The organism is Pseudomonas sp. AP42 (assembly GCF_001728935.1).
GTDB classification, from domain to species: Bacteria; Pseudomonadota; Gammaproteobacteria; order Pseudomonadales; family Pseudomonadaceae; genus Aquipseudomonas; species Aquipseudomonas lactis.
Genome location: NZ_LYSO01000028.1, coordinates 34800 through 60690 on the forward strand (window position 1 = coordinate 34800; position 25891 = coordinate 60690).

General features: G+C 58.9%; 11 protein-coding genes. 5 read left to right on the forward strand and 6 right to left on the reverse strand.

What is annotated here, in order from left to right; translation table 11 throughout:
* Positions 1-73: 73 nt before the first annotated feature.
* Positions 74-2830, reverse strand: coding sequence for an RHS repeat domain-containing protein (locus A7K61_RS13115; RefSeq protein ID WP_171905472.1), 2757 nt, complete (start codon positions 2828-2830; stop codon positions 74-76).
* Between the two features lie 348 nt (positions 2831-3178).
* On the opposite strand from A7K61_RS13115, the gene A7K61_RS13120 reads away from it, so the two are divergent.
* From A7K61_RS13120 to A7K61_RS13130, 3 genes are read left to right on the forward strand one after another with little or no spacing between them, the layout of a single operon-like run.
* Entirely contained in the window at positions 3179-5950 is a 2772-nt protein-coding gene (locus A7K61_RS13120) for a Tc toxin subunit A (RefSeq protein WP_256557823.1), read from the forward strand.
* A gap of 44 nt (positions 5951-5994) precedes the next feature.
* Positions 5995-10833, forward strand: a complete 4839-nt coding sequence (locus A7K61_RS13125) for a neuraminidase-like domain-containing protein (protein ID WP_069557725.1) — start codon at positions 5995-5997, stop codon at positions 10831-10833.
* A complete protein-coding gene (locus A7K61_RS13130; RefSeq protein WP_069557726.1) occupies positions 10830-15404 on the forward strand; it encodes a SpvB/TcaC N-terminal domain-containing protein in 4575 nt (1524 codons plus the stop codon). The genes A7K61_RS13125 and A7K61_RS13130 overlap by 4 nt, the downstream gene beginning before the upstream one ends.
* A 39-nt stretch (positions 15405-15443) precedes the next feature.
* On the opposite strand, the gene A7K61_RS13135 is transcribed toward A7K61_RS13130, so the two are convergent.
* From A7K61_RS13135 to A7K61_RS13150, 4 genes are all read right to left on the reverse strand, one after another.
* On the reverse strand, positions 15444-18431 hold the full coding sequence (locus A7K61_RS13135; RefSeq protein WP_069557727.1) for an RHS repeat-associated core domain-containing protein: 2988 nt from the start codon (positions 18429-18431) through the stop codon (positions 15444-15446).
* A gap of 205 nt (positions 18432-18636) precedes the next feature.
* On the reverse strand, positions 18637-21387 hold the full coding sequence (locus tag A7K61_RS13140) for an RHS repeat-associated core domain-containing protein (RefSeq protein ID WP_083263091.1): 2751 nt from the start codon (positions 21385-21387) through the stop codon (positions 18637-18639).
* Between the two features lie 145 nt (positions 21388-21532).
* On the reverse strand, positions 21533-21826 hold the full coding sequence (locus A7K61_RS13145) for a BolA family transcriptional regulator (RefSeq protein WP_069557728.1): 294 nt from the start codon (positions 21824-21826) through the stop codon (positions 21533-21535).
* A 6-nt stretch (positions 21827-21832) separates the two neighbouring features.
* Positions 21833-22351: a DUF2059 domain-containing protein gene (locus A7K61_RS13150; RefSeq protein ID WP_014719258.1), complete on the reverse strand. Its 519-nt coding sequence runs from the start codon at positions 22349-22351 to the stop codon at positions 21833-21835.
* Between the two features lie 196 nt (positions 22352-22547).
* Between A7K61_RS13150 and A7K61_RS13155 the strand changes: the two genes are divergently transcribed.
* Both A7K61_RS13155 and A7K61_RS13160 read left to right on the forward strand, forming a co-directional pair.
* Positions 22548-23936 carry a class II fumarate hydratase gene (locus A7K61_RS13155; protein WP_069557729.1) on the forward strand — a complete coding sequence of 463 codons (1389 nt, stop codon included), beginning with the start codon at positions 22548-22550 and terminating at the stop codon, positions 23934-23936.
* 107 nt (positions 23937-24043) lie between these two features.
* Positions 24044-24817, forward strand: a complete 774-nt coding sequence (locus tag A7K61_RS13160) for an AcvB/VirJ family lysyl-phosphatidylglycerol hydrolase (protein ID WP_052439813.1) — start codon at positions 24044-24046, stop codon at positions 24815-24817.
* On the opposite strand, the gene A7K61_RS13165 is transcribed toward A7K61_RS13160, so the two are convergent.
* The gene (locus A7K61_RS13165; protein ID WP_044274479.1) at positions 24780-25742 is read right to left on the reverse strand and encodes a DMT family transporter; all 963 of its coding nucleotides are present in this window, start codon (positions 25740-25742) and stop codon (positions 24780-24782) included. The genes A7K61_RS13160 and A7K61_RS13165 overlap by 38 nt on opposite strands.
* Positions 25743-25891: the final 149 nt, after the last annotated feature.

A 25891-nucleotide genomic window follows, 5' to 3' on the forward strand; every position in this document is an offset into this window, starting at 1 on the left:
GCCAAGGCGACGCGGCGCGCATTCTAGCAAAACCACGCCGCCACCGCATCGGCATGCAGCCGCTGATATGCCCTCATCGGTGTGGGTTACGTACCCCCTCCACGCGGTACCGCAGGCCACCGAGATGGCTGAACATCAATCGATAGGCACCACGCCCGCGAGAAGAGGCGTAGCCATGCAAATCAGCGGACCATAGTTGGTCTCGGTGAGCATGCCAATGAACCGCGCCGAACCGCCCTTCACGCAAGTGGCTGAGGGTAAGGGCAATACTGCGACGCTCGCGGCCCGATAGTTGGGTATCTACAAGCCTCGCGGTATCGAACTCCATCTGCGGGGCAGCGGCTCTCGCTGCTGCCGGCGCTACCAACGGCACCTGCGCCTGTGCTTGCCGCCCACCGCGTGCGCGACTTGGACCAGCCACCTGTGTCGTCACCCCCACCTCGAACGCCCGTGACCCCGCCTGCTGACCGCTCGCGGCAACGGACTCACGCTCTGGGCTTCGCAGCACTATCGCGCTATAGCCCATGCGTTTCAACTCAGGCATCGGGTTACGACTCTCCCTCAGTATGCGAGCGACGTCTCTGGACAGGTCCACAGGCCCCACGTAGCCACGCAGGGTCCCCTGACGCTGACTGACGTAAAAGGTAATGCCTTCTTCAGCGTGACGGCGCGCATAGACAAAATTCACCAACCGCTCCGTTTCTTCGTGACTCAGCCCACTCTCCTGCGCCGCCCCGATCGCCGCCTCCGAAATATTCCTGGCGAACTGTTCTTCCTGTTGTTGCGCTGCGCTGGCCATGGCCTGCGGTTGCCTGCTTTGATAGGCACTAAAGCGGCTGGCACCAAACAGTACGCCTCCCACCATAGCCCCCACGGCAGCCCCCGCCCCCCCACTGCCCAGCAGCGCTCCCGCCCCCAGGCCCAGCAAGACCAGCACCAGGATCATCACGATTTCGTCCTGTAACTTGATATTTTCCATGGCGGTAGGCTGCAACCCCATTGAATCAACGAACGTGACCGGGTTGTTAAACGCCATGAGATAAGGATTGAGCTGCGCGCCTCCCCCTGCGGGGTCGGGGTTTATCCAGCGCTGCAACCATGGAGCGTAGTAGCGCAAACCGTAGTAATACAAACCGCTGCCATCACGCTCCTTGCCGGAGTATCGGCGGGTCTTGTAGCTGCCCTCCACCGCATTGCGCGATGCCCACCACGCCGTCCCCCCATACGGAAAATAACTCTCCTGGCTCAGTAACTCAGCCTGTTCGCCCACCTCCAACCCATGACTCGACTGCTGATCCTTCAGGCAAAAGCGCAGGGTCTCATCGGCTGCCGCCTTATCGAGTCCCACCTCCCATTGCAAGACCTCCACCGTGCAACATGCCACTTCAAGACGCACTACATTGAGCTTACGCAACGGCCGATGGCGCAGTTCCAGGCCTGGCAGGTAATACACACGAGCCGTTTGCAGACTCCCAGCAACCTTCTGGCGAGTCAGCTTGAGCGCACGCTGGCCGTCGCTCGCATACACATAAGCCTCCTCATCCGAGTCCTCTTTCTCGCGCTGAATTGTCGTGACCCTGGACAACTGATTACGCACATTCCACGCCATCGGCAAACCACGCCCAAGCTGTTTCTGGTTGCCATTGGCATCAAAACCCTGCGCCAATTCGCCAACCGGATGCTCGCTCGACAACGCGCGATTACTGCCCGTTGCGACTTGCATGTGGCGGGTGTAGCCGACACCACTGGAGGGCACGTGGCGCAGCCGAGTCAGGTTGCCTCCCTCGTCATAGGCATAGTACTGGGCGTAGGTGCGCCATAGACCGGTATCGGTTGAACCGAACGAAATACGCGAGGGGAGCGCCGGCCCGATGGCGGCGGCGACACTTTCCCGGCCCGCCGCCTGGGTCAATTGGTACAGCGAGTCATATTCGTAGTGATATGAAGCCTGCACTTGCGTGTTGTGGCTCCATTTCGTCGGTTGCGCCTGATCCTGCAGGTTTGAAATATTTCCCACCGGATCATAGTCGTAGCTCAAATCCTGTAACGGCGCTGCCCGCTCATTTTTGCGATGGGCCACCAGTCGGCGCATACGGCCATCCTCGGCCCGATAGGTGGCCAGGCTGCTCACGCCATTGCCCAACAGGGCCTCCTCCACCTGACCGGCGGCATTGTAGACGTAGCGCTCTATCACGGTCTTGCGCGCGCCACTTTTCAAGGTCAGATGAATATGTTTCACCTGCCCGTCCAGACCATAGGCAAAGTGCCGAACATTACCCTTGGCGTCGACCTGTTCCAAGGTGCCGCCAAGGACGTCAAACGCCCAGCGTGTAGCGTAATGCGCGCTTTCCAACTGCGGGTTCTGATCGGCCTGGGCAAGCGGCCAGTCCACATCGCCAGGCGCCTCGCGAAACCGCCGCGTTTGTCCAAGCACTTGCCCAGTGATCCCATACTGCTCGTACACCTGCGTGCCCGCCGGGTCGGCATGGTGTACCAAACGGCCGCTGCGGTTAAGTGCGCGGTGCTCGGGTGTTGGCGTGGCATACACCAGGCGTTCGACACATCGGGGGCGCGCTTGGTCGCCGGCTTGTTCGAACACCGCCACCGGACGCTGCAAAGCATCGTAGTCGTGGCGCTGATAAGCACCCCGCCCGTCCCAGGCATGCAACAGTTGCCCGGAGGGCGCCGACAGCATCAGCCGCATGCCTGCATCCACATCGTTGCGGCGGATCAGCGTACCGGACAGGCTGTACACCGACACCTGATTCGCCTCGGTCAATGGTTCGCGGGATTTAAGGGTATGCAGGCGAGGGTCCCACTGCTCAAGCATCAGGCCGCTGGCCCCATAGACTTGACGCCTGATACGGGCCGTCGGAGCAGCCTGAGGGGTAGCGCGCAGATAAGCGACACTACGGACCGCCAACCCACGGGGGTCAAATGCCACAAGCGAGGGTGTGTTTCGATGAAGTGAAGTAGACATGATCACATGACCTGAGTTGCACAATGGTCAGAAAGCCTAGGAGTCATGTCTTGCAGCGAGGTGGTATCGGTGTACGGGCACCTCAACCGGCGGGCGCCAACACTGCCTGTAAATACCTATACCTGGCCCCATTAACCTGCGTGATAGCGTTTTTCATTGCCCGCCGGCCCATCGGCGGGCGTGAAGGAACGTATGAATATGCAAACCGACAACAGCCCGTTGCTCGCTCAACTGATTGATCACTCACGCCCGCCCGCTCCCGGTCGGGACGATTTCAAGACCGCCCTGCGGCGCCTCAACATCCACTCGATATTGGACATCGTACGTTTGTCCGAAGAGGCCTTTACCGAGCAACTGAAAAAGTACAACGATGACGATGCCCACACGGTGTATCTCAAGGCCCAGAACGCTGCCACGCAACTGGAAACCTTATTTCGCGAACAGCAAGTCTCGCCGCCCGCTTCTGCACCGCGCAATAAACGCAGTATCCCCCCCAAGACCAGCGCAATCTACCAGGCCTTGTTCCAGGAAAAGTGGGACCAGTTCTGCTCCAGTTCGTCTATTGCAGCGGTCGATTCGCCGATTGCCTACCTGCGGGCGCTCTATTTATTCGCCCTGCAGCTGGAAGAAAACACCAAGGACACCCGCGCACTCAAGCTGTCGCAGCGACGCCCGGAACTCAAAGACCTGGTACTCAACCAACATAGCGTTTCGGGCCAGGTTCCCATGTTGTCGATCGTCAACCAGATCCTGCTCAAAAATATCGCGCAGGCCAAAGAAGAAGATACCTATAAGGTGCTGAGTGAAACTTGGTACCCGTTTTCCCTGCCCTATCACTTCCACCATCAGCAATGCCAACAGGGCTTGTCGGGCGACAAGCCGGCGCTGGGTGAGTTGAACTATCGCATCAGTCGCCAGTTGCCGCTGGCGGAAGAAACCAGCAGTTACGGGCAGGTCGGCGAACAGAACAACGAGGTCCAATGTCAGTTATCGGGGTTGAGCCCTCAACAACAGACGCTGCTGAAAAGTAGCTGGGTAGCCGAAGCGGGCGCGAAAGCGTTCTATCACAACTATTACAACTGGAAGACTGATCTGATCGGACCGGCAAAACTCACTGACTTTCTGAGCCACACACAACTGGATGCCGACCAGCTTCAGGCACTGCTTGCACTACAGACTCAGTCACCACGCCAATCGCCTAACTGCAAGCAAGAAACCAGCCTCACCTACGGTGCGTGCTACATCAACGGCACGACCACACCCGCTATCAGCCTGGACAACGCCAAGCTGACCAACATCAGCCTTGAGCGCTTCGACAGGCTGCAACGCATGATTCGTCTACAGCGCTGGCTCGGCCTGCCTTTCGCGCAATTGGACACCCTGATAGTCAGCGCCATGCGCTGCGAAGGCAATCGCAACAACACGCTGCTGATCACCCATAACACCCTCCGGGCGCTGGGGGTCTTTTGCTATTTGAGCAAACGCTACACATTGCAAGCCGAAGAGTTCGCTGCCTGGCTTCATCAATTACCCGTTCATGCCTCAGGCGACCGCGTGTCATTGTTCGACCAGGTATTTAATCGCACCGGGTCCGCCCTGCCCCCCCTGTATCTGGACAGCGCTACGTTCGACGATACCACCCGGCAACAGCTCTGCGCTGGGTTGGGCCTGCAAGACACCCAGGATTCGCTTCAACTACTGATCAACCCCAACAAGCCTGCAACCCGTACGATCGAGACAGTCAGCGAGATCTATCGGCAAGCGAGAATCGCTCGCCTGTTTGGGGTATCGGTCGTGGAATGCCGACAACTGGTGCAAATGCTCGGGAATGCGAACCTTCTCATGCAGTTGCGCCACCCAACGTTACGCAACAAACCGAAGGGCATGACTGACTTTCTCGATGTGCTCATGCACCTGGAATGGGCCAGCCGTTGGTTTAAAGAAAACGGCAGCAGCCTGGCGTTGCTCAGATGCCAGCTATTGCTGGATCGCCAGGTCCACGACCCGGTCATCAATCAGCTATTGAAGGAGTTCACCCACTATGACCAAGCGTCCCTTTCCAAAGCGTTGCAACCGCTTGATCTTCCTCAGCAACCCCTTGACGAAAAAGATCGTTTACCCGCCGTTGACTGGGAAGTCTTGGCCTATACGGCGCTGCAACAGATGCGTCCCAGTAACAACATCGAGACAGCGCTCGATCACGTGCTCTCTTCCGTTCAAATCAGCACGGCGCCTGCCCGTACGACACAGTTGATCAACCAAGCGAAGTCCAAGCTCAACACATTGCTGAGCACGGTGCGTGATGAGTTGTGGTCTTTATATCTACGCCTTAAAGCAATCATCCAAGCCGTCCCACAAGCCCCAAGCGATGCCAACGGCTATCAGAAATACGACAATGACCAGCATTTCCTGCGTTTATATGCCCCCGCTGCTGCGCCGCTGCAAACCCTCAGTTATCTGATACTGCTGTTACCTCACGCCGCCGATATTCTGCAACTTCCCCTCAGCTCACAAGCACTTCACCAGTTCCTGGTCAATCCGCACTGGCTCACGCGTAAGTACAAGGCGCCCTCGCTGCTTGAACTGACCCCGTACAACCTCTACCTCATGCAGCAGTTCAAACATTGCATCCACCACTGCGGCCTGACGGAAGAGCAGCTTCTGAACTACTTCGAACACGCCAACGCCCTGCCCAACAGCGCAGCGAAAAACACCAGCGAAGACACGAACGAGCATCTCGCTCAACTTTTAGGTTGGAGTGCCAGTGAAATCGATGTCTTCAGCAACCAACTCAAACCTCCACGCATTACCTCAATGAACCGCCTGGACTGGGTGCTGCGCTGCCGCCAAGCCAGCATCGACACAGGCCTGCCTGCCAACATGCTGATTAAAGCCAGCGAACTGAAAGCCGATTCTGCGTTTGCTGACTGGAAGAGCGTCGGTGAGGCGATCACCAGTGCGTATCCATAACCCATTCACACACTACTCACATTCGACCTGTTCAAGGATTGATCATGTCTGACTCGCTTAATCAACAGCTCAATGAAAGCCTGCGCGACGCCATGCTCGCGTACTACCTGACCTACAAGGTACCTACCGACTTAAAGGAAAAGATCACCCTTGCCGACGACCTTTACGAATACTGGCTGCTCGACGTACAAGTCAGCCAAGCCGTACCGACCAGTCCGGTAGCCTGTGCCATCTCCAGCCTGCAGCAGTACATCACGCGCATCCAGCTCGGCCTGGAACCGGGCTATGAAAACCAGGGCATGACCGCACCACAAGACAAATTATGGCGCGAACAGTTACACACCTACGCACTCTGGAACGCCAACCAGCAGTTGCACTATCACCCCGCCAACTACTTGGACCCGACATTACGGCGTGACAAAACCGACAGCTTTGAGCAGTTGGAAAACGACCTGAGCCAGTATCGAATTCAAGCGGATACCGTCACCACGGCGGTTCAGAATTACCTGGCCAGGTTCGAGGAAACCGCCAACATACGCACGATCAACGGTTATATCGACGCCGACGTGGGCAACCTGTATAGCGGCATCTATTACTTCGTCGGTAAATCGAGCTCGGCAAACACCTATTACTGGCGCTCCCTCGACCTGTCCAAGCGCGCTGGCTCGGTACTTTTCCAGGACGCCTGGTCAGACTGGGAGAACATCAACTTGTCGGTGTCTGACGCCACCGCCGAGCAAAGTATCCGGCCGGTGTATTTCAATAACCGGCTATTTATCATCTGGGCCGAATGCATCAAACCCGCCCCCACCAGTTCCGTCCCACCGGCGCAAACAAATTCAGAGGAAAAAAAACAGCTGGCCGAATGGATCAACAGCCGCTACGTCAAGTTTCGCCTCAATTTTTCTTATAAAAAGCACGATGGCAGTTGGAGCGCACCCAAAGCGTGTATTGAGGAGCACTGTGCCACCGAAGACGTCAACGCATTGACCTCTGTCTTCCTGAAAACCATTACACAGACAGTGGCTATCGTCGACAGTAACGGCCCCCCTGTCCTATTTTTAAGTGTCCTGGCCACCAGCCGTAAAGACCCCAAACAGCAGGAGAATTTTATTGGCAAATTTTTCCAGGCTGTCCACATCGATCAGTCCTTCAATATCACCACCATCGCCGATGGCGGCAGCCCCGAGCGCTACAGCGTGCTGCCCGGCTCACAGGTGGAGGAGGAGATAAACCGGCTCCTGGAACACTTTGATCCGTCGCAGAAGAAAAAAGTGCAGGCTGTGGTTCAAGGCGAAGATCAAAGTGTGAGTGGATACTACAGCGAATTGCTGCCTGACACCGCTCGGCAATACCTCACGTTCTTTGCTCATAAAAACCAAGACAACTTGCAGTTCAAGGTAATGTCTCCAAAAAAACACTCGATTTCCCCCACAGAGGAAACAATTACCGAAAACAACGACTATTGGAACTTTGAAAAAAATCGAGAAAAAATAAAAAGCCCTGGAGCCAGTGACGTCTCGTTTGATTCAAACACCAATGAACTCGTATTTACGTCCACCCTCAATGGCAATTTCCGGCAATCGTACAGTGTGACACTAACAAAAGCAGCGCCTAAAAATATCCGCATCGTACTGATAGTAGATGACGCATTGGATGATCCGACAGCCACTCAGCTTAAACTGACCAGCGGTTCTCAAATTACCGGTCCAACTGACACGTTAAAAACTGATTTTTACGCTCTTTATTTTAAAAACACGGCCACGCATGATGAGTTCCCCAACGCTGTCCATACCGCGAGCGGGTTACTCATCGTCGCTCAGCCCAAAGACAAAGACACAGACACTATCTCGCTAGAAGATCATTACATCGATAAGAATGCGTTCATCAGCTTATATACAAGTACAGAAAACTCCATCCAGGTCGCCATTGACCGCTACAGTAAATACACAGACGCAGACGCAGATAAAAAGACGTCACTGCACTCACAAAATACGTTGACTATCAAAAGGCCCAACGTGAGCACCTCTCAATTGCGTGCCTACAAGCACATTATTATGAGAGCCAACTTTAAAGACTATCCATTCACCGAAAAAATCAATGCCAACTCACATAAAATCACCAACTATCAGGACGCTGTCCACGAAAGCCTCACCGGATCAACTCCCGAATTACCCACTGGGCATCGGGTCACGGCGCGTATTCCAGTGACCACGAAGGAAATAACGTCGGGCATCACCTTGATACACGGGGTGATGACGCTTGAGCCTACCAAAGAAGGCGACTCGGCAATTCTCGGGTATGCCCTGAAAGCGACCACCTTGAAGTTGGCCGATTCCACTTCTGGCGCACCGCTCACTCAACAACTGGCGCCGATGATCAAGAGGCTGACATCGGAAACACTCGGCACCGCCGAATTTATTGATTTCCCAACGAACACCTCTATCCCGCCTGCCGACATCCCCCTGCGCATTCGCATGAATACCTGTTTTGCCGGCAAGCTGGTCAAGGAGGCCAATGTCAGCCTTGAGCATTTGTCTTCGTTAACGCCCAAAACGTGGCAAGAACCTCCACTCACGCCAAGTGGTGCGGCAGACGACATTGACTTTAACGGGGCTCACGGCAAGTACTTCTGGGAGCTGTTCCTGTACGTGCCCTGGCTGGTTGCCCACCGCCTGAATCAGGAGCAGCAGTATGTCGAAGCCCAAGCCTGGCTCAAATACATCTTCGACCCAAGGCGGTTGGCCGATAAGACCAGCGAACGCCCTGCATTCTGGGGGTTCAACGAGCTCGTTCGTACAGGTCCGCTCGAAAGTTGCGTCAGCCACGACCCACACAAACTGGCGATTCGCTCACCGGTGCATTTTCGCAAAGCAATCTACCTGTTTTATCTCGATATACTGCTTAATCGTGGCGATGCCGCCTATCGGCAGCTCACCCCCGACAGCCTGACCCAAGCCAAACTCTGGTACACGCGAGCCAATCACTTTCTGGGGCCACGCCCCCGCGTCACCACCACTGAACCGTGGGATGAGATCACCCTCGAAAGTTTGGCGTCGAAGCGCTCTAAAGCTCTGGAAAAACTGGAGCAGGAAAACCCACCCATCAATGTCACCCCTGCGACCGAAGGCGCCGCACTGGCTTCGCTCACGGACACCGATAATCTGTGCCTACCCTTCAATACCGAGTTGGTAACGCGCTGGGACAAGCTCGAAAGTCGCCTGCATAACCTACGGTACAGTCTCGACATCACCGGCAAACCCTTGCGCCTGTCGCTGTACGCAACTCCACTTTCACCGCTCAAACTGTTGGCCAGCCGCAACAGCGGAGCCTTCGGCGCAGGCGGCGCGGCGCCGTTCATTGACGCGCAAGTCGGCCATTATCGCTTCCAGATCATGCTGGGCCACGCACTCACGGCAACCGAGGCGGTGATTCAATTCGGCAACACGATGCTGAGCCTGATTGAGCGCAAGGAACAGACTGAATACCTGGAGTTGCAGCAACAACAAGCCTGGGACTTGGCCAATATCGTCGTAACCCAGCAACACCAGGCATTGTTGCTCGACGAGAAAAACCGCCAGGCACTCGGCGCCAGTCGGAGCATGATCGAATCGCGGATGCGCCACTACGAACACCTGCTCACCGAAGGCATCAGCCCCGCAGAAGCGCATGCAGGCCAACTCTACTTGATCAGTAGCGGATTCGAGACCGCAGGTTCCGCCGCCGCTGCAGGGGCCGGCATCGCAATGATAGCGCCGAACATCTTCGGTACAAGTACCGGCGGGTCGCGCTGGGAAGGCCCGTTCTATGCAGCCCAGGCCTTGGCCCAAGGCGTCGCGACGGCGTTGCGCGGCACTGCCGCAGACCTGGACCGCTCCCAGCAATTCAACCGTCGGGAGCAAGAATGGGCGCATGCCCAGGATCAGGCCCGACTCGAACTGGCCCAGGTCGATGCCCAGTTACAAGCCTATGCCGAGCAGGAAAAAGCCACGCGCCTGCAATTACGCCTGGCCGAGACTTCCCTGGCCCAGGCCTGGTCGAACTACCAATTGCTGGCCAAGCGTTTTACCAGGGCCCAACTGTATGACTGGCTCAATGCACAACTGAGCAAGTTCTACTACCAGGTTTATGACCTGAGCCTTTCCCTGTGCCGCACCGCACAAGCGTGCTGGCAGTACGAAGTCGCAGACTATGCGAGCACGTTTATCCAGCCCGGAGCCTGGAACAACAACTACCGCGGTTACCTGGCGGGTGAGGCCCTGAAGCTGTCGCTGTTGAAGATGAATGCGGCCTATTTGAACCATAACGTCCGGGACCTGGAGATCGTCAAGACCATCTCCCTGCGTCATCGCATGATCGATTGCAAAGTCACCACGCCCACAACAGGCACAACCGGCACTCAATCATCGAGTACGCAAAACAAATGGGCCGAGCATAAACGACAACTGGTCGATACCGGCACGCTGTGCTTCATGTTGTCCGAGGCGCTGTTTGAAGAGGATTACCCCAACCACATCCTGCGGCGAATAAAAAGCATCAGCGTGTCGTTGCCCGCGACGCTAGGCCCCTATGAGGACATTAAGGCGATACTGACCCAGACCCACAACGAAATCGTATTGCCCGCAGGCGGGCGGCGCCGCGACATGCGTGCCCATCAGCAAATCGCACTGTCCACCGGACTGGATGACAACGGCCTGTTCACCCTCAACTTCGAGAGCAACGATCGCTACTTGCCTTTCGAATACACCGGGGCCATCTCCAACTGGACCTTGGCGTTCCCCAATCACACCCTGCAAAAAGCCGTACTCGAATCGATCAACGATATCGTCATCCACCTGCGTTACACCGCTAGGGTGCCGACGGTCAGCGGGGGCAAGGCATGAACGACGATACGCTCAACCTCCAGGTCAATACCCCGGCCCTGCCAAAAGGCGGCGGTGCCATTCAAGGCACGGGTAAGGGCTGGAGCGATATCGGCTCCAGTGGTACGGCAAACTTTGAGATTCCCTTGCCGATCTCTCCCGCGCGCGGCTACGCACCCGCCATGTCGCTGACCTACCGAAGCGGCGCCGGTAACAGCCCCTTCGGATTGGGTTGGGAGGTTGCCCTGCCGGCCGTCAGCCGGCGTACCTCCCATGGCGTGCCGGCCTACACGGAGCACGACGTACTGGTGGGCCCCGACGCGCAAATATGGCTACCCGAGCGCGACGCTGAAGGGGCGATCGTCAGCCGTTCCGCGACCTCTTTCAATGGTTTGCCACTGACCATCGCCTACACGGCCACCCGGTATTTCCCCAGGGTCCAGAGCCACTTCGACCGTATCGAACACTGGCAAACGGCAACCGACACGGCGGGTTTCTGGTTGATACAGAGTGCCGATGGCAGCCAGCACTTTTACGGAAAAACCTCGCTGGCCCGGATTGCCGATCCGGACCAGACGCACCATGTGGCGCAGTGGTTGCTGCAGGAAAGCCTGAATGCCCACGGCGAGCACATTTATTATCACTACACAAAAGAAACCGACAACGCGCGCTATCCCAGGGATTGTCGTGCCCGGCATTACCTGGAAAGTGTCTGCTATGGCAACTTCACCGCCAGGGAGCAAGAGCAGCTGTATCTGTGGCAGACCGAGGATAAACCGGACGTAGGCTGGCACTTCCAATTGCTCTTTGATTATGGCGAACGCTCCCTTGATCTGGAACAGCGGCCCACGTATCAGAAAACTCAGCAATGGCCTGTGCGACCCGATCCCTGCTCGGATTTTGCCTTTGGCTTCGAGTTACGCACCCTGCGCCGCTGCAGCCAGATTCTGATGTTTCACCACTTCCCTAAAGAAACAAAAATGGGCCTCGACCCCGTGTTGTCCAAGCGCCTGCTACTGCAATACCACACATCCAGCCATGTCAGCCTGTTGAGCGGGGTCCATGAGCAAGCCTTCGACAGCGCGGGCAATAGGGTGAGCCGCCCGCCGCTGGAGTGCCTTTATCAGTCGAGCCAACTCAACGTCGACCCGAGCCGCTACCAGGCATTTGGTGCATTTCCCAAGCTGCATGACGGCGCTCGTTATCAACTGGTGGATCTGTATGGCGAAGGCTTGCCCGGTGTGTTGTATCGCGCAGATAAAAGTTGGTATTACCGTGAACCGCAGCGGCCGCAAAACCCGCAAACTCGCGACCAGGTGAGCTACGGCGAGGCCGTGGAATTAACGCGGGTGCCGGTCGCCGACAGCACTCGCCCCCTCCATCAGGCGCTGGCCGATGTGGAGGGCGATGGGCGCTTGGACTGGCTGGTGGCCGGGCACGGGATGAACGGTTTTTTCAGCCTGGACGAACACCGCAACTGGTCAACCTATACACCGTTCGATGCATTCCCCTCGGAGTTCTTCCACCCCCAAGGCATGCTTGCTGACTTGATGGGGGCAGGTCGTCATGACTTGGCGATGATCGGCCCGCGTAGCGTGCGCCTGTATGAAAATCGCCGAGCGTCCGGCTTCGCTCCCGCCACCGAGGTACCGCACACGCCCGACGATGGCTTGCCGATCATTTCCGCCTCGCCCAACGAACTGGTGGTGTTCAGCGATGTACTCGCCACAGGCCAACAGCATCTGGTGCGTATCCGGCATAACGAAGTGAAATGTTGGCCGAACCTGGGTCGCGGCCGTTTTGCCCAGGGGTTTGTATTGGCCACATTGCCGTTGCGTTATCAAACGTTCAACGCGGCGCATGTGCTGCTCGTCGACCTCAATGGCGGCGGCGCCGCAGACTTGCTGTATTTGAGCACCACTCATCTGAGTATTTTCCTCAACAAAGGCGGCAACGGCTTCGAGACAAAGGCGATCAACGTGCCGTGGCCAGAAGGCGTGCAGTATGACGACCACTGCCAGGTCAGCATTATCGACGTGCTCGGCCTGGGCTGTCCGAGCCTGATCCTGACCGCCGCCCACCAGACCCCCATCCATTGGCGCTACGACTTTTACAGCCAGAAGCCCTGGCTGCTCATACGCACCGACAACAACATGGGCGCTCAGGCTTCGATCAAATATCGCAGCAGTGCCCAGGAGTGGCTGGACGAAAAACGCGAGCTGCATACCAAGGGCCAGCCTGCGATCAGCCAGTTACCCTTTGCGCTGCTGCTGGTCAGCCAACAAGCCCAACGAGACGAGATTACCGGCAACCAGTTGACCCAGCGCGTGAGCTATCGCCAGGCTTATTACGACCGCGTGGACCGTGAGTTTCGTGGCTTTGGGCTGTTGCTGCAAACCGACACCGACAGCCGCAAGGACGCCCCCCTCACGCAGGGTTCCAGCGCACCCTTGCTCAGCAAAACCTGGTTTCATACCGGGCGATCCCTTGACATGCCCAGCCTCGACCAGAGCACTCATGACCCGCACGCCAAGGCTCTCGGCCGCACGCTGGTCAGCCGCTACAGGGGGACGGTTCAGGCAGAGCCGCTGGAGCATCATGACGACTTGATCAGCGACCCCGCACCGGCGCTGGCACGCGAGGTGGCCCGTGCACTCAGTGGCAGGGTGCTGCGGGTCGAACTGATGGCGGCGGACCCGGCGCAAGGCGCCGTGCCCTACTCAGTCCAACACCAGCGGTATCTGGTCCGCGAACTCGCGCCGGCCAGTGCCCATACCCCTTACGCCCGGTTGCTGCCATTAGCCCTGGAGTCGATCAGCTATCAGTATGAAGGCGTGAAAGACGATCCCCTCTGCCAGCACCAGATCAACCTGCGCTGGGATGCCTATGGTTACCTGGTGCATGGCGTGTCCCTGCATTATGCCCGCCGTAGCACCGCCACCAGCCCGCCGCCGGCCGTGCTGGTGGATGAGCACCAGCAGCGCTGGTGGCGCGATACCCATGACAACGCGCAACAGTTCTATTACCTGAGCGAAACGCTGGCGCAGCCTATTCATCTGGACGACGCACAGCAGTGGCGCCTGGGCTTGCCCTACCGCCAACGAGACAACGCCCTGGTGCTTGGCAAGGCACCGGCGCCTGGCGGGCTGGACCCTGCGCGTATCACCTATGAGGTGTTCATCGACCCCCAAGACGGGCCACTGGCCGCTGGGGCCAGGCGCACACTGAGCGGCTTGTCGGTGCAGCACTACCGGCAGGCCGGTGGCCTGGGTAAAACCCTGGCACCAGGCGTCGCCACTGCCCAGGCATTGACTGACTACCTGGAAACCGCCGAGCTGGATGACCAGGCCCTGAGCGCCTACAACGACATCCCGGCCATGCCCAACCAACCCAAGGTGGACCTGGTGCAAAAGCTCACCGACAGCGGCTATCACAGCATGGAGCTGTTTTTTCTCTTCAACGGTGAGGCGCCGCCCAAAGAAAACCGTCTGTGGTCGATTCGCCGGCATTTTCCCCGCTATGGCAAGGCCACCCAGTTTTATCGGATAAGGGCGCTGCGGGCCACCGAGGCCCATGGCGAAACAACGCTCAACTATGACCCCTATACGTTGCAAACCGTGCGCGTAAAAATGCCCGACGGTTGTGTGACCACGGCCGAATACGACTATCAAGTGATGCTGCCGATAAAAGTCGTCGACCCCAATGGCACTGTTCAAGAAGCGCTTTATGACGGTTTTGGGCAGTTGCTCGCCAGCACGTTTTACGGCAGTGAACAAGGCCTCAGAGTGGGTTTCGCTGCCCTGGAAAGCTACCGCACGCTCAACCATGTGACGCCCGAATTAGCCATCGAACAGGCGCAAAGCGTGTTGCAAGACATGGCCAGCGCGCACTGCTACGCCCCGTTCAGTTGGATGGGCAGCATCGACTTGGCCCTGGTCAAGCCTGAGTGGGTCACCAAGAACTATCTGCTCCCCAGCGGGCATATCCGCATGAGCGCGCGGGCGCGGCTGAGTGGTGGTCGCCAGCCCCTCGGCGACAGCGAAAAACAACTCAAGGCGTTGATCGATAAGGCCAGCCGCGTGCCGGTACACGGGCTCATGTCGCAAGCCGACCGCTACCCCGGCGATGCCGACCAACAGGTTCGCATGACCCTGACCTGCTGGGACGGCTTCGGCCGCTCGTTACAGACTAAGCAAAAGACCGAACCAGGCAAGGCCTATGCAGTGGACGACAAGGGCAACCTGCTGGTCGACGAGGTGGCAGATGCATCCGGCTCCTTGAGCAACCAGCTGCGCGAAGTGGATGCCGATCCCCGCTGGCGCGTCAGCGAGCGTGTCGAATACAACAACAAGGGCTTGGTCATACGTGCCTATCGCCCCTATTTCGCCAATAGCCACACCTACGTCAATGATCACTCCATGCGTGAGCTGGGTCACAGCGACCGGCAATTGTATGACCCCCTCGGACGCCCGACGCAGACGTTCACTGCGGGGGGATTCATGCGGCGTACCACCTATTGGGCCTGGTACACCGTCAATGAGGACGAAAACGACACCCATGAAGAGCTGAACGCAAGCCAAACTACTGACTGAAGAACCATGGGCCGCGGCGCCGGCCCATTCATCTTCTCCTCAGGATCGCCGGGCTGCGCCCCAGCGCGAGGCCAACGTTGTATACCCGCGCCGGGCAAACGTTACGAAAAAGCCGCGCCATTCGGTCAGTGATGCAATCACGCCGCGGGCCGCCATGACAATCGTTCGAGTGGTCCGGCTTTGTGCGGCCTGGGGCAGGCCCGTCAGCGCAACAGCCAATGCCTCGACACCGGACGCGGCCCAATGCGTCCACACCTGATTGAACATTCGGCTCAACCCACCGTGTATCGTCGCGGCAGGGTCCGGCATTTGCAGGGTCTGGCCATGGGGGTCGTGGGCAGCGGTCAGGTGACCGCCGCGAATCATCGTTCCCACCGCCCCGTCGTAGGCTTCTATTGCAGGTGAGACATTGGGTTGCATCAGCGCAGGCACTTGCCCGCCATAAACAGCATTGGCCACGGTAGCGAGGGCATAGGCCGCCGTCGTTCCGGCGGTACGCGTGACCCTGCCGCTCAGGGGCGTGCTGCCCCAGGAGATGCCAGTACCGTGCCCACGCAAGACTTGCTGCACCAGTTCCCTGGAGAGCGCGCGAACATGCCCGCCCAAACGCTGAACCGCCACCGGGTCCCAGCTGTGCTCGGCTTGATCACCTATCGAGTCGCCATACATGGCATAACCCATACCTGCGGCACCTGCAAAAACAGCACCGATCTGTGGCGCATAGTGCGTCCAGTTAGCGACGATACCGGTGCTCATATGTGCCGAGGACACGGCATCAAGCACCGCAACGCTAATGCGCAAAATCTGGTTGCGTTGCGCCGTGGGCTGCAGGTTGCTGAAGATCGCCAGATCGACGCCCGTCGCAATGGCATTGGCGATATAGGTGGATAATCCATCGCGAATCGCGGCCGACGAGGCTGCTTGTATCCTGGGGCGCATAACCCGCCCTATATTCGCGAGCCTGCGACTGACGGAAAGCCTGCGTATTTGTTTGTCCTGCGGCTCCTCCAAAGCCGGTGTGGCGGCCAGCCCTTGCACATCGACCTGGGTGACTGGGTTACCGCCAACCATGGCGTACAGATTCAAGCCATCGGCATCGCCGGTCGGGTCCGGGCTGATCCAGCGGCATAACCACGGCGCGTAATACCTGAAGCCGTAGTAAGACAGCCCACTGGCATCGCGCTCCTTGCCCGAATAACGGATGAACCTGTAACTCGCCTCGGCGGAGCTTTTCGCCGCCCACCACGCGGTCCCGCCGTAAGGGTAATAACTTTCCTGGCTGAGCAGTTGCGCCTGCTCGCCCAACTCCAGGCTGCTGCTGCCCAAGTGGTCCGACAAGCCGTAACGGATCTGCGCCTCTTGGCGCCCTCCCGAAGGGTGGCGATCCCAAAGCAGGATGCGCACCGTGGTCGTACCGGCATCAAAGTTGAGTACATTCAGTTGCTCACCCGTTGCGCTGTCATGCCGAATTTCCAGCCCAGGCAAGTAACGCACCTGGGCCGTATGCACCACGCCCCTGGCCTGGGAGACCCTGCGTTTGAGGATGCGCTGGCCCGCGGCATCGTAGGCGTAGCGTTCTTCATCGTCATTGCCGCCCTCGCGTCGCACCTGCGTGAGGCGCACCAGTTGATTGCGCACATCCCAGCTCATCTTGTGATCACCTGCCAACGCTTGCAGATTGCCGTTGCGGTCAAAGCCCTGGCCCAACCCCGGCGCGGTCTTGCCATCAGCCTGCGGCACAAAATGATTGCTGCCCGCGGCCACGCTCATCTGCCGCGTGAAGCCGGCGCCGCTGCTGGGCACATGTTGCAACTTGAGCAAATTGCCGGCGGCGTCATAGTAAAATCGCTGGGTGTAGCGACGCCATACGCTGTCGTCAGTCGAGCCAAACGTCACATTCGCCGGCAACGCCGGGCCTCCCGTGTTACCGGCGGTTTCGCGGCCAGTGGCTTTGGTCAGTTGCGATAACGAGTCGTACTCATAGAGGCTGGCCGAACTGATTCGGGTGTTGCTCGACCATTGCGTCGGCTGGGCAAGGTCGTCGATCCGCACGATGTTGCCAACGCCGTCATAGTCGTAGCGCAGGTCTTGCAACGCTGCGCCCGGTTGTGCGGGTAGATGGGCAGTCATTTGCAGCAAGCGACCGTCAAACTCACGGTATTGCATGGCACGCACAACGCCGTTGCCGGCGCGTTCGCTGAGCACCTGACCCGCTGCGTTGTAGTCCCGCTGGCCCAGCACCTGCGTACGCACGCCGCCCTTGGGCGTCACAACAATACTCGCCGGTTGGCCGTCAATGCCGTAGGCGTAGTCAAAGCGGTTGCCCTTGGCGTCCGTGTGATGCAGGCGCTCACCCAGCGCGTTAAACCCAATGGATGTCTGGAACCTCTCGGGCTCCAGGCGCACCTCGCGTTGTGCAGTGGGCTGCGGCCAATCCAGCGTGGCATCCGCCTGCCGAAAGCGTCGGATCTGCTGAGCAACTTCTGCGTGCAGCCCATACCGCTCGTGGAACAACGAGCCGCCGCCGTCATCGTGGCGAACCACCCGGCCACAGCGGTTGCGCGCAGCCTCCTCATCCGAGGACACGGCATAGGCAAGACGCTCGACGCACAACGCTTGCTCGTCACTGGCCGCCTGCTCGAAGACGGCGATCGGCCGCAGATATTGATCGTAGTGATGAGCGTGGTGAGCACCCCGGCCATCCCATTCTTCGAGTAGATGCCCGGCTTCCCCCAGCAGCGTCAGTCGCCAGCCGGCATCCACGCTATGGGTGCGCAACGCTTGTCCACCAAGGCTATAGACCGTGCGTTGATTAGGCGCGGTGTCGGGTTGTGAGCGTGACAACTGCAACAGACGTGGGTCCCATTGTTCAATCATCAAGCCTGTACTGCCAAAGACCTGACGATGAATGCGCACCTGCGGTTCATCCTCCGCGCTTGAGCGGTGGTAATTGACGTTACGAACAATTAACCCACGTGGGTCGACTGCGACCAGGGACGGTGTGTTTCGATGGATGGAATCAGACATGATCTCAAGACCTTATTGCTGAATAAGTAGTCCTGAAAGCCTAGGGACGGGGGGGCGAGAAAGGTGGTGCAGGAGGATGCTTTTGTGTGTCCGGGTACTGGCATCGCCCCGCCCCGCTCACGCGGGTCGAGGCGGCGCTCTTGAAGATCAAATGTGGCAGGGGCCCGCTCCCATAGGGTATGTGCTCACAGGCCGAGGCGTTTGGTCAGCGTGCCGCCCGCCCTGATACCCCGGGACGCCGCGGGGTGTAGCGACGCCAGGCAGACGCGTTTGACTCCCAAGGCGCGTCGACCCGTTGTTGGTTTTGATAGAACCTCACGCGGCCTGCCAGTTGCGTCCTGTGCCGATAGAGCCAGCGCAGCTCGGAAGCCGTAGCAGATACCCCCTGCTTGCTGATGACGGCTCCTATGTCCAAATTGTCGAGAGCGAAATGGACCACCGCCGCACTGTGCAAGCTAGTCAAGGTTTCCAAAGCGGATTTGCTGCTTCGAGTGACGATCTTTTGCTGGATGGTCAAAAGGTCTGTGCCAATGTATTGGTGAGCCGTCGCTACAAGTGAATATTTGCCTGCGCCAAGATCACTGACAAACTTCCTTGCGAATTGCTGGTTGCAGGCAGTTGACGTACACCCTGAGTACTTCAAAACAATGCCCTCGTAAAACGGCCGGACGCCGACCGAAAGCTGCTCAATGAGCTCAGCCTTGAGTTCGTTAGCTTTCGCTGGATCGTCTGGGTTTTGCGTCAAGTTTCTGAAGAGGTCCGCATTCGCGTTGCGAAAAGCAGAGAAGGCGCGAACGGGAGGCGCCAGCCCGGCAGTCCAGCGCTGCAGTTCCGCGCCTGAAAAATAGGCCACCATCGCATCCCCTCGCGCACTCAGCTTCGACCAGAAACTCCTGTAGGCCGTAATTGTGGCGGCCAGGCCGAAAATGATATCCCCTCGACTGGGCTGGAATTGCTCGCCAAACGTCGTTTGCGTGCCACCGGCATCCCTGAACCCCACGGGATTGCCCCGGACCATCGCATACAGGTTCAAGCCGTCCACATCGCCCATCGGGTCCGGGCTGATCCAACGCTGCAACCACGGCGCGTAATAACGGGCGCCGTAGTAATACAAGCCCGTGGCATCGCGCTCCTTGTCTGAGTAACGACGAACCTTGTGGTCCCCCCGAACATTATTGCTGGTTGCCCACCACGCCGTTGCGCCATAAGGATAGTAATGCTCCTGGCTCAACAACCGAGCCTGTTCGTCCAGCTCCAGCGCACAGCTCTTGAGGTGATCCAGAACGCTGAATCGCAACTGATGGGCGCTCATCTCGCGGGGCTTACCCGACTCCCATTGCACCACGGTGACTCGCCCACCGCCCGTATCGATGTCCAGCACATTGAAGCGCTGTGTGCTTTGCTTGTGGACCTGCAGGCCTGGCAGGTAATAGGTTCCCTGGGTGTAGGGTTTTGTACGCGCTTCGCGGCTGCGCACCTTGAGTGCGCGCCGGCCTTGACTGTCATACAGGTAACTCTCCACATCCGGGTCACCGTTCTCACGCTGTACCTGGGTGGTGTAGGTCAATTGGTTGCGCACATCCCAGACGGCCTGCTGTACGCCGTCGAGCGACAACTGATTGCCATTGGCATCGAACGCTTCATCCCATTGAACCTGCCGCCCTTGCACCGAAGGCACGGCGCGGTTGCTGAACGCAGCCACCTGCATTTCGCGGGTATAGCCTGTGCCGCTGGAGGGCACGTGTCGAAGGCGCGTCAGATTGCCCGCCGCATCATAGGCATAATGCTGGGTGTAATTGCGCCAGAGCCCCCGATCCGTCGCCCCGAACTGCACCGCGGTCGGGAGCTTCTGGCCGCCAGTGTTGGCGCTGTTTTCCCGGCCGCTGGCCTGGATCAACTGATAAAGCGTGTCGTACTGATATCGACTGATTGCGTCGATCCGGGCGTTGCTGTGCCATTGAGTCGGCTGGACCAGATCGCTAAGACTGAGAATGTTGCCCACTGGGTCGTATTCATAAACAAGCTGCTGCAACGGCGCGGCGGCCTGCCCTTTACGATAGACCTTAAGTTCCAGCAACCGGCCATCTTGCTCGCAATAACGGGCGACTTTAGTGACATCATTACCCGCCCGCTCGGACACGATCTGGCCGCCGGCATTATAAGCGCGCTGATCCATTAACACCTGGCGCTCGCCATCCTTCAACGTCAGCGCCACTTCTGCCGGCCAGCCCTGTTGCCCATAGCGCCACTGTTGGCGGTTGTCCTTGGCGTCGGTCTGCTCAAGCAGCGCACCCAATGCATCGTAACGCCAGGTAGTGGTATAGGCCTGGCGTTCCACTAGCAGATCTTGGGCCTCATCGCTTTGTGGCCAGTCGACCAGCGCGGTGTCGGCGCGAAACCGCCTGGTTTGCTTGATGACGCGTTGATCGATCCCGTACGCCTCCATCAGCAGAACGCCTGCCGGGTCCGTATGCCGAATCAGCCGTGCGCAGCGATTACCGACGGCCTCGGCAGGGACTGCGGGCGCGTACGTCATACGCTCGACACAACGGGGTGACGAGTCCTCTGCCGATTGTTCGAACACCGCCACAGGGCGCAGCGAACGGTCATAGCGAAACGCTTGATGGGCGCCACGCGAGTCCCAGCTATACAGGCGCTGCCGCGCTGCGCCGTGCAAGAGCAGGCGCCAGCCGGCATCCGCACTCAGGGAACGCACGGCCTCGCCGGAGAGGCTATAAAGGTTCGATTGCGCCGCCACCCCGGTCGAGCCGAGGGCGAACTGACGTGGGTCCCACTGTTCCAGTAAGAAACCACTGGCCCCAAACACTTGGCGATTGACGCGCGGCTGTGGGGAGTGCGCAAGCGTTGCGCGGTGATACTGCACAGTGCGCACGGCTAACCCGCGAGGGTCAATGGCCGTCAAGGTAGGTGTATTTCGATGAAGAGCGTTAGACATGAATTCATGACCTGTTTGCACTAAGGTCAAAAAATCCTAGAGGTCTCGGCATTGGGAAGGGGGTATTGAAGACGGCCTTTTGTAACCAGATCCTGATAGCACCTATCGAGACCAGCAGGTTGGCACCTGCCGGTCTCAAAGGTTTTCAGTGCCCGCCGGCGCAGGTCGGCGAGGCCGGGGCTGCGTCGATGGTCGCCCATTCTTCAGGCGTGTAGGTATGCAGCGCCAGCGCATGGAACTCGCTCATCAGGCTACCCAGGGTGGCGTAGACCTTCTGGTGGCGCTTGACGCGGTTGAGCCCCGCGAACTGCTTACTGACCAGCACGGCCTTGAAGTGGGTCTGCAACCCACGGCTGTGCATGTGGCTTTCATCCAGCACGCTCAAATGTTCCGGCTCCAGGGCGGCAAGGGCCGTTTCGATACGCTGTTGCATGGTCATTCCTGCTTACTTCTTCTTGGCCGGTGCGGCGGCTTTGGGCGCCAGCTCGTTGGTCATGTCTTCCAACAGCTTGTTCACCACCGGTACGGCGCTTTCCAGTTTGGCCTGGGTCATCTGGGCCGATTGCTGGGTCAACTGGGGCATTTTTTCCAGGACTTTCTTACCCAGTGGCGACTGATAGAACGCTACCAGGTCCTTGAGTTCGGATTCGCTGAAGTTGGTGGTGTAGAGCTTGACCATGTCTGGTTTGAGCTTCGGCCAGCCGATGGCCTGGTCCAGAGCGGCGTTGGCCTTGGCCTGGTAGCTGTCCAGTACGGACTGCTTGGCGGCAGGCGCCTTGGTCTGTTCGAAACGCTGGGCGAACATTTGCTGCACTTGCATGTACACCGGGGTCCCCAGCTTGTCAGCATGGGCCAGGGTAAGGAAGGCTTCGGCACTGGCGTTGTGGCTGGCGGTATCGGCAAGAACCTGGCCGCTGGCGCAAACCAGAGCAACCGCGGTACAGATGGCACGAAGACGAGTCATCGAGTTTCCTTTTCTAGCAGGCGAGGTAAGACCCCAAGGGCGACCATTCTGCGCCTAAAAAACCTCGCGGCTCAACCCCACCCCATGGCAAGCCCCGGTTTCACGGGGCGCGGTGACACAAAAGCGCTTTTAGGGAACCCACGCTGGCCGCCAGGGCCTAAACTGACCAATCACGACAACATAAGGAGGGTGACCGATGAGCCGTATCGAAACCGACAGCCTGGGGGAAGTACAGGTCCCTGATGACGCCTATTGGGGCGCGCAAACCCAACGTTCGCTGGTCAATTTCGCGATTGGCGAGCAGCGCATGCCGCTGGCGGTATTGCATGCCCTGGCCTTGATCAAGAAGGCTGCGGCGCGGGTCAACGACCGTAACGGCGACCTGCCCGCCGACATCGCCCGCCTGATCGAGCAGGCTGCCGACGAGGTCCTGGACGGCCAGCATGACGACCAGTTCCCGCTGGTGGTCTGGCAGACCGGCAGTGGCACCCAGAGCAACATGAACGCCAACGAAGTGATCGCCGGCCGCGCCAACGAGTTGGCCGGCAACAACCGTGGCGGCAAGAGCCCGGTGCACCCTAACGATCACGTCAACCGCTCCCAGAGTTCCAACGACTGCTTCCCCACCGCCATGAGCATTGCTGCGGTGCAAGCGGTGAACAGGCAACTGCTGCCGGCGATCGCCACCTTGTCCGGCGGCCTGGCGGAGTTGGCCGCGCGGCATATGAAGTTGGTCAAGACCGGCCGTACCCACATGATGGACGCTACGCCGATCACCTTCGGCCAGGAGCTGTCGGCGTTTATCGCCCAGCTCGATTACGCCGAGCGTGCGATCCGCAGCGCCCTGCCCGCGGTGTGCGAGCTGGCCCAGGGCGGCACCGCCGTCGGCACCGGCCTCAATGCGCCCCATGGGTTTGGCGAGGCGATTGCCTCCGAACTGGCCGCATTGTCAGGCTTTCCTTTTGTCACCGCGCCGAACAAATTCGCCGCCCTCTCCGGCCATGAGCCGCTGGTGACCCTGCACGGCGCGCTGAAAACCCTGGCCGTGGCGCTGATGAAGATCGCCAACGACCTGCGCCTGCTGGGTTCCGGCCCTCGCGCCGGGCTGGCCGAAGTCAAGTTGCCGGCCAACGAACCGGGCAGTTCGATCATGCCCGGCAAGGTCAACCCCACCCAATGCGAAGCGCTGTCGATGCTGGCCTGCCAGGTGCTGGGCAACGACGTGACCATCGGCATGGCCGCCAGCAAGGGGCACTTGCAGTTGAACGTGTACAAACCGGTGATCATCCACAACCTGCTGGAGTCGATCCGCCTGCTGGCCGATGGCTGCAACAACTTCCAGGAGCATTGCATTGCCGGCCTCGAACCCGACGCCGAGCAAATGGCCCAGCACCTGGAGCGTGGGCTGATGCTGGTCACTGCACTCAACCCGCATATCGGCTACGACAAGTCGGCCGAGATCGCCAAGAAGGCTTACGCCGAAGGGCTGACACTGCGTGAGGCTGCACTGGAGCTGGGCTACCTTACCGAGGCCGAGTTTGACCAGTGGGTGCGCCCGGAAAACATGGTAGACGCAGGCCATTGATCGCACCTACGCCTGCGCGTTGAACGCGTCTACTGTCAACTTTCACAGCTATCTATGTCAGCCAGCCCGAGGCCTAATCAAAGCTCATCGGAGCTGGCGACACGGCTATGAAACGCATCTACGCACTGACCGGTATCTTGCTATTGGCCGCCGGCCTGGTCTGGGCGGGTTTTCGATACCTGGCCGACAACCCGGCATTGAAGCCATACCCAGTCATCCTGAACCCGCCCGCAACAGCGCCGACTCGGCACGAACTGGTCATTTTCTATTCAGGCGACAGGGGCTGGGCGCCGTTGGAGCAGGCAGTGAGCCGCAATTTAAATGAACGTGGCTACGGTGTATTAGGCATCAGTACGCAAGCATATTTCTGGCATGAACAACCAGTGGCTGACTCGGCGGCACAACTGGACGGCCTGATCACGGTTTACCGCAAGATTTGGAATGCTCCGCGGGTGTGGCTGGTCGGCTACTCTTTCGGTGCAAATGTCTTGCCTTCGCTCATCGATCACCTCAAGCCCGAAAACCGAGCACGCATCACGCAATTGACATTGCTGGACCCCACTGAGGATGTGTTCCTCGAAATAGAACTGGGCGACGACATGAACGTGGGCTGGTTCAACCGAATCAGCCAGTCCTATCGACAACTGCGCAAACCCGTCCTGCACCATGATCCATTGCCCGCGCTGTATCCGTTGGAAGGGCAAATACCCGTCAATTGCTTCCACTCCACTGAAAATGCTGATGGTTTATGCAGTTTGTCGTCACGTCCAGCGTGGATAACCATAACCAGGATCGACGGCAGCCACACCTTCAATGGCGATTTCGACGGTTTGGCCCAACGCCTTATCGAACAGCATCCAGATGTACGCGACGCGCTCTGAGCCCGGCCAGCAGTGATGGAGCCAGCGCCACGGTCGCCGAGCCCAACACCACCACCAGTGCGCCGGTATACCCCACGGCATTGATCTGTTCTGCCTGCACATAGTCAGGCCACAGCCAGGCCGCCACTGCCACCGCCACAAAGGTCACCAACGGCGTCAACGCCAGGGTCGCACTGACCCGCGAGGCTTCCCAATGCGCCAGGGCTTCGGCAAATGCGCCGTAGGCCACCAGCGTATTCATGCAGCACGCCAGCAGCAGCCACCCTTGCAACGGGCTCAACTGCAACGCCTCCAGCGGGTGCGCCCAAGGCGTGAGCAACAGCGCACACGACAGATAGATCACCATCATCACCTGCAGCGAATTCCACACCGTCAGCAACTGCTTCTGCCCCAGGGCATAGAACACCCAGATGGTGGTGGCGAGCAGGATCGTCAGCACACCGGCGGTGTAAGTGCCCATGGACGTCAGCAACTCCGCCAGGCGTTGGTTGAAGAACAAGCCAAAGCCTGCGATCAGCACCATCAGCCCCACTCCCTGCCCCAGGCTGAAGCGCTCCTTGAACACAAACACACTGGCTACCATCAGAAAGATCGGCCCCATCTGCACCACCAACTGCGCCGTGCCTGGGCTGAGCATTTTCAGGCCCACCAGGTACAGCACGTAGTTGCCCACCAGGCCACACACCGCCATGCCCACCAGCCAACCACCCTTGGGGCCAAGCACTTTGCGGCTGGGCAGGCGTTTGGTAGCGGCCAGGTAAACGAACAGGCAAGTGCCCGCTACCATGAGGCGAAACCACGTCACGGTGATCGGGTCCATCACCTGCAACACTTGCTTGAGCTTGATCGGAAGAATGCCCCACAGAAACGCGGTCAGCAGGGTCAGGAAAAAACCATAGACCCAGCGGCCGGAAGAAATGTGCATGAGAGCCCCAGATGCCAGAGGAAGTGGAGCAGGCATTCTAGGGGCAAGTCACTGAGTTCGGATACGTCACAGTTTTGAGTGTGGGAGCTGGCTTGAACTGCGATGGCCATAGGTATCTACACAACTTTTGGGCTGTAACAGCAGACGGT

Excerpts from the sequence above, each read along its gene's own strand:
- A7K61_RS13135 (WP_069557727.1), bottom strand. The coding sequence starts at position 18,431 with ATGTCTGATTCCATCCATCGAAACACACCGTCCCTGGTCGCAGTCGAC.
- A7K61_RS13130 (WP_069557726.1), top strand. The coding sequence starts at position 10,830 with ATGAACGACGATACGCTCAACCTCCAGGTCAATACCCCGGCCCTGCCA.
- A7K61_RS13140 (WP_083263091.1), bottom strand. The coding sequence starts at position 21,387 with ATGTCTAACGCTCTTCATCGAAATACACCTACCTTGACGGCCATTGAC.
- A7K61_RS13165 (WP_044274479.1), bottom strand. The coding sequence starts at position 25,742 with ATGCACATTTCTTCCGGCCGCTGGGTCTATGGTTTTTTCCTGACCCTG.
- A7K61_RS13125 (WP_069557725.1), top strand. The coding sequence starts at position 5,995 with ATGTCTGACTCGCTTAATCAACAGCTCAATGAAAGCCTGCGCGACGCC.
- A7K61_RS13120 (WP_256557823.1), top strand. The coding sequence starts at position 3,179 with ATGCAAACCGACAACAGCCCGTTGCTCGCTCAACTGATTGATCACTCA.
- A7K61_RS13150 (WP_014719258.1), bottom strand. The coding sequence starts at position 22,351 with ATGACTCGTCTTCGTGCCATCTGTACCGCGGTTGCTCTGGTTTGCGCC.
- A7K61_RS13160 (WP_052439813.1), top strand. The coding sequence starts at position 24,044 with ATGAAACGCATCTACGCACTGACCGGTATCTTGCTATTGGCCGCCGGC.
- A7K61_RS13155 (WP_069557729.1), top strand. The coding sequence starts at position 22,548 with ATGAGCCGTATCGAAACCGACAGCCTGGGGGAAGTACAGGTCCCTGAT.
- A7K61_RS13145 (WP_069557728.1), bottom strand. The coding sequence starts at position 21,826 with ATGACCATGCAACAGCGTATCGAAACGGCCCTTGCCGCCCTGGAGCCG.
- A7K61_RS13115 (WP_171905472.1), bottom strand. The coding sequence starts at position 2,830 with ATGCTTGAGCAGTGGGACCCTCGCCTGCATACCCTTAAATCCCGCGAA.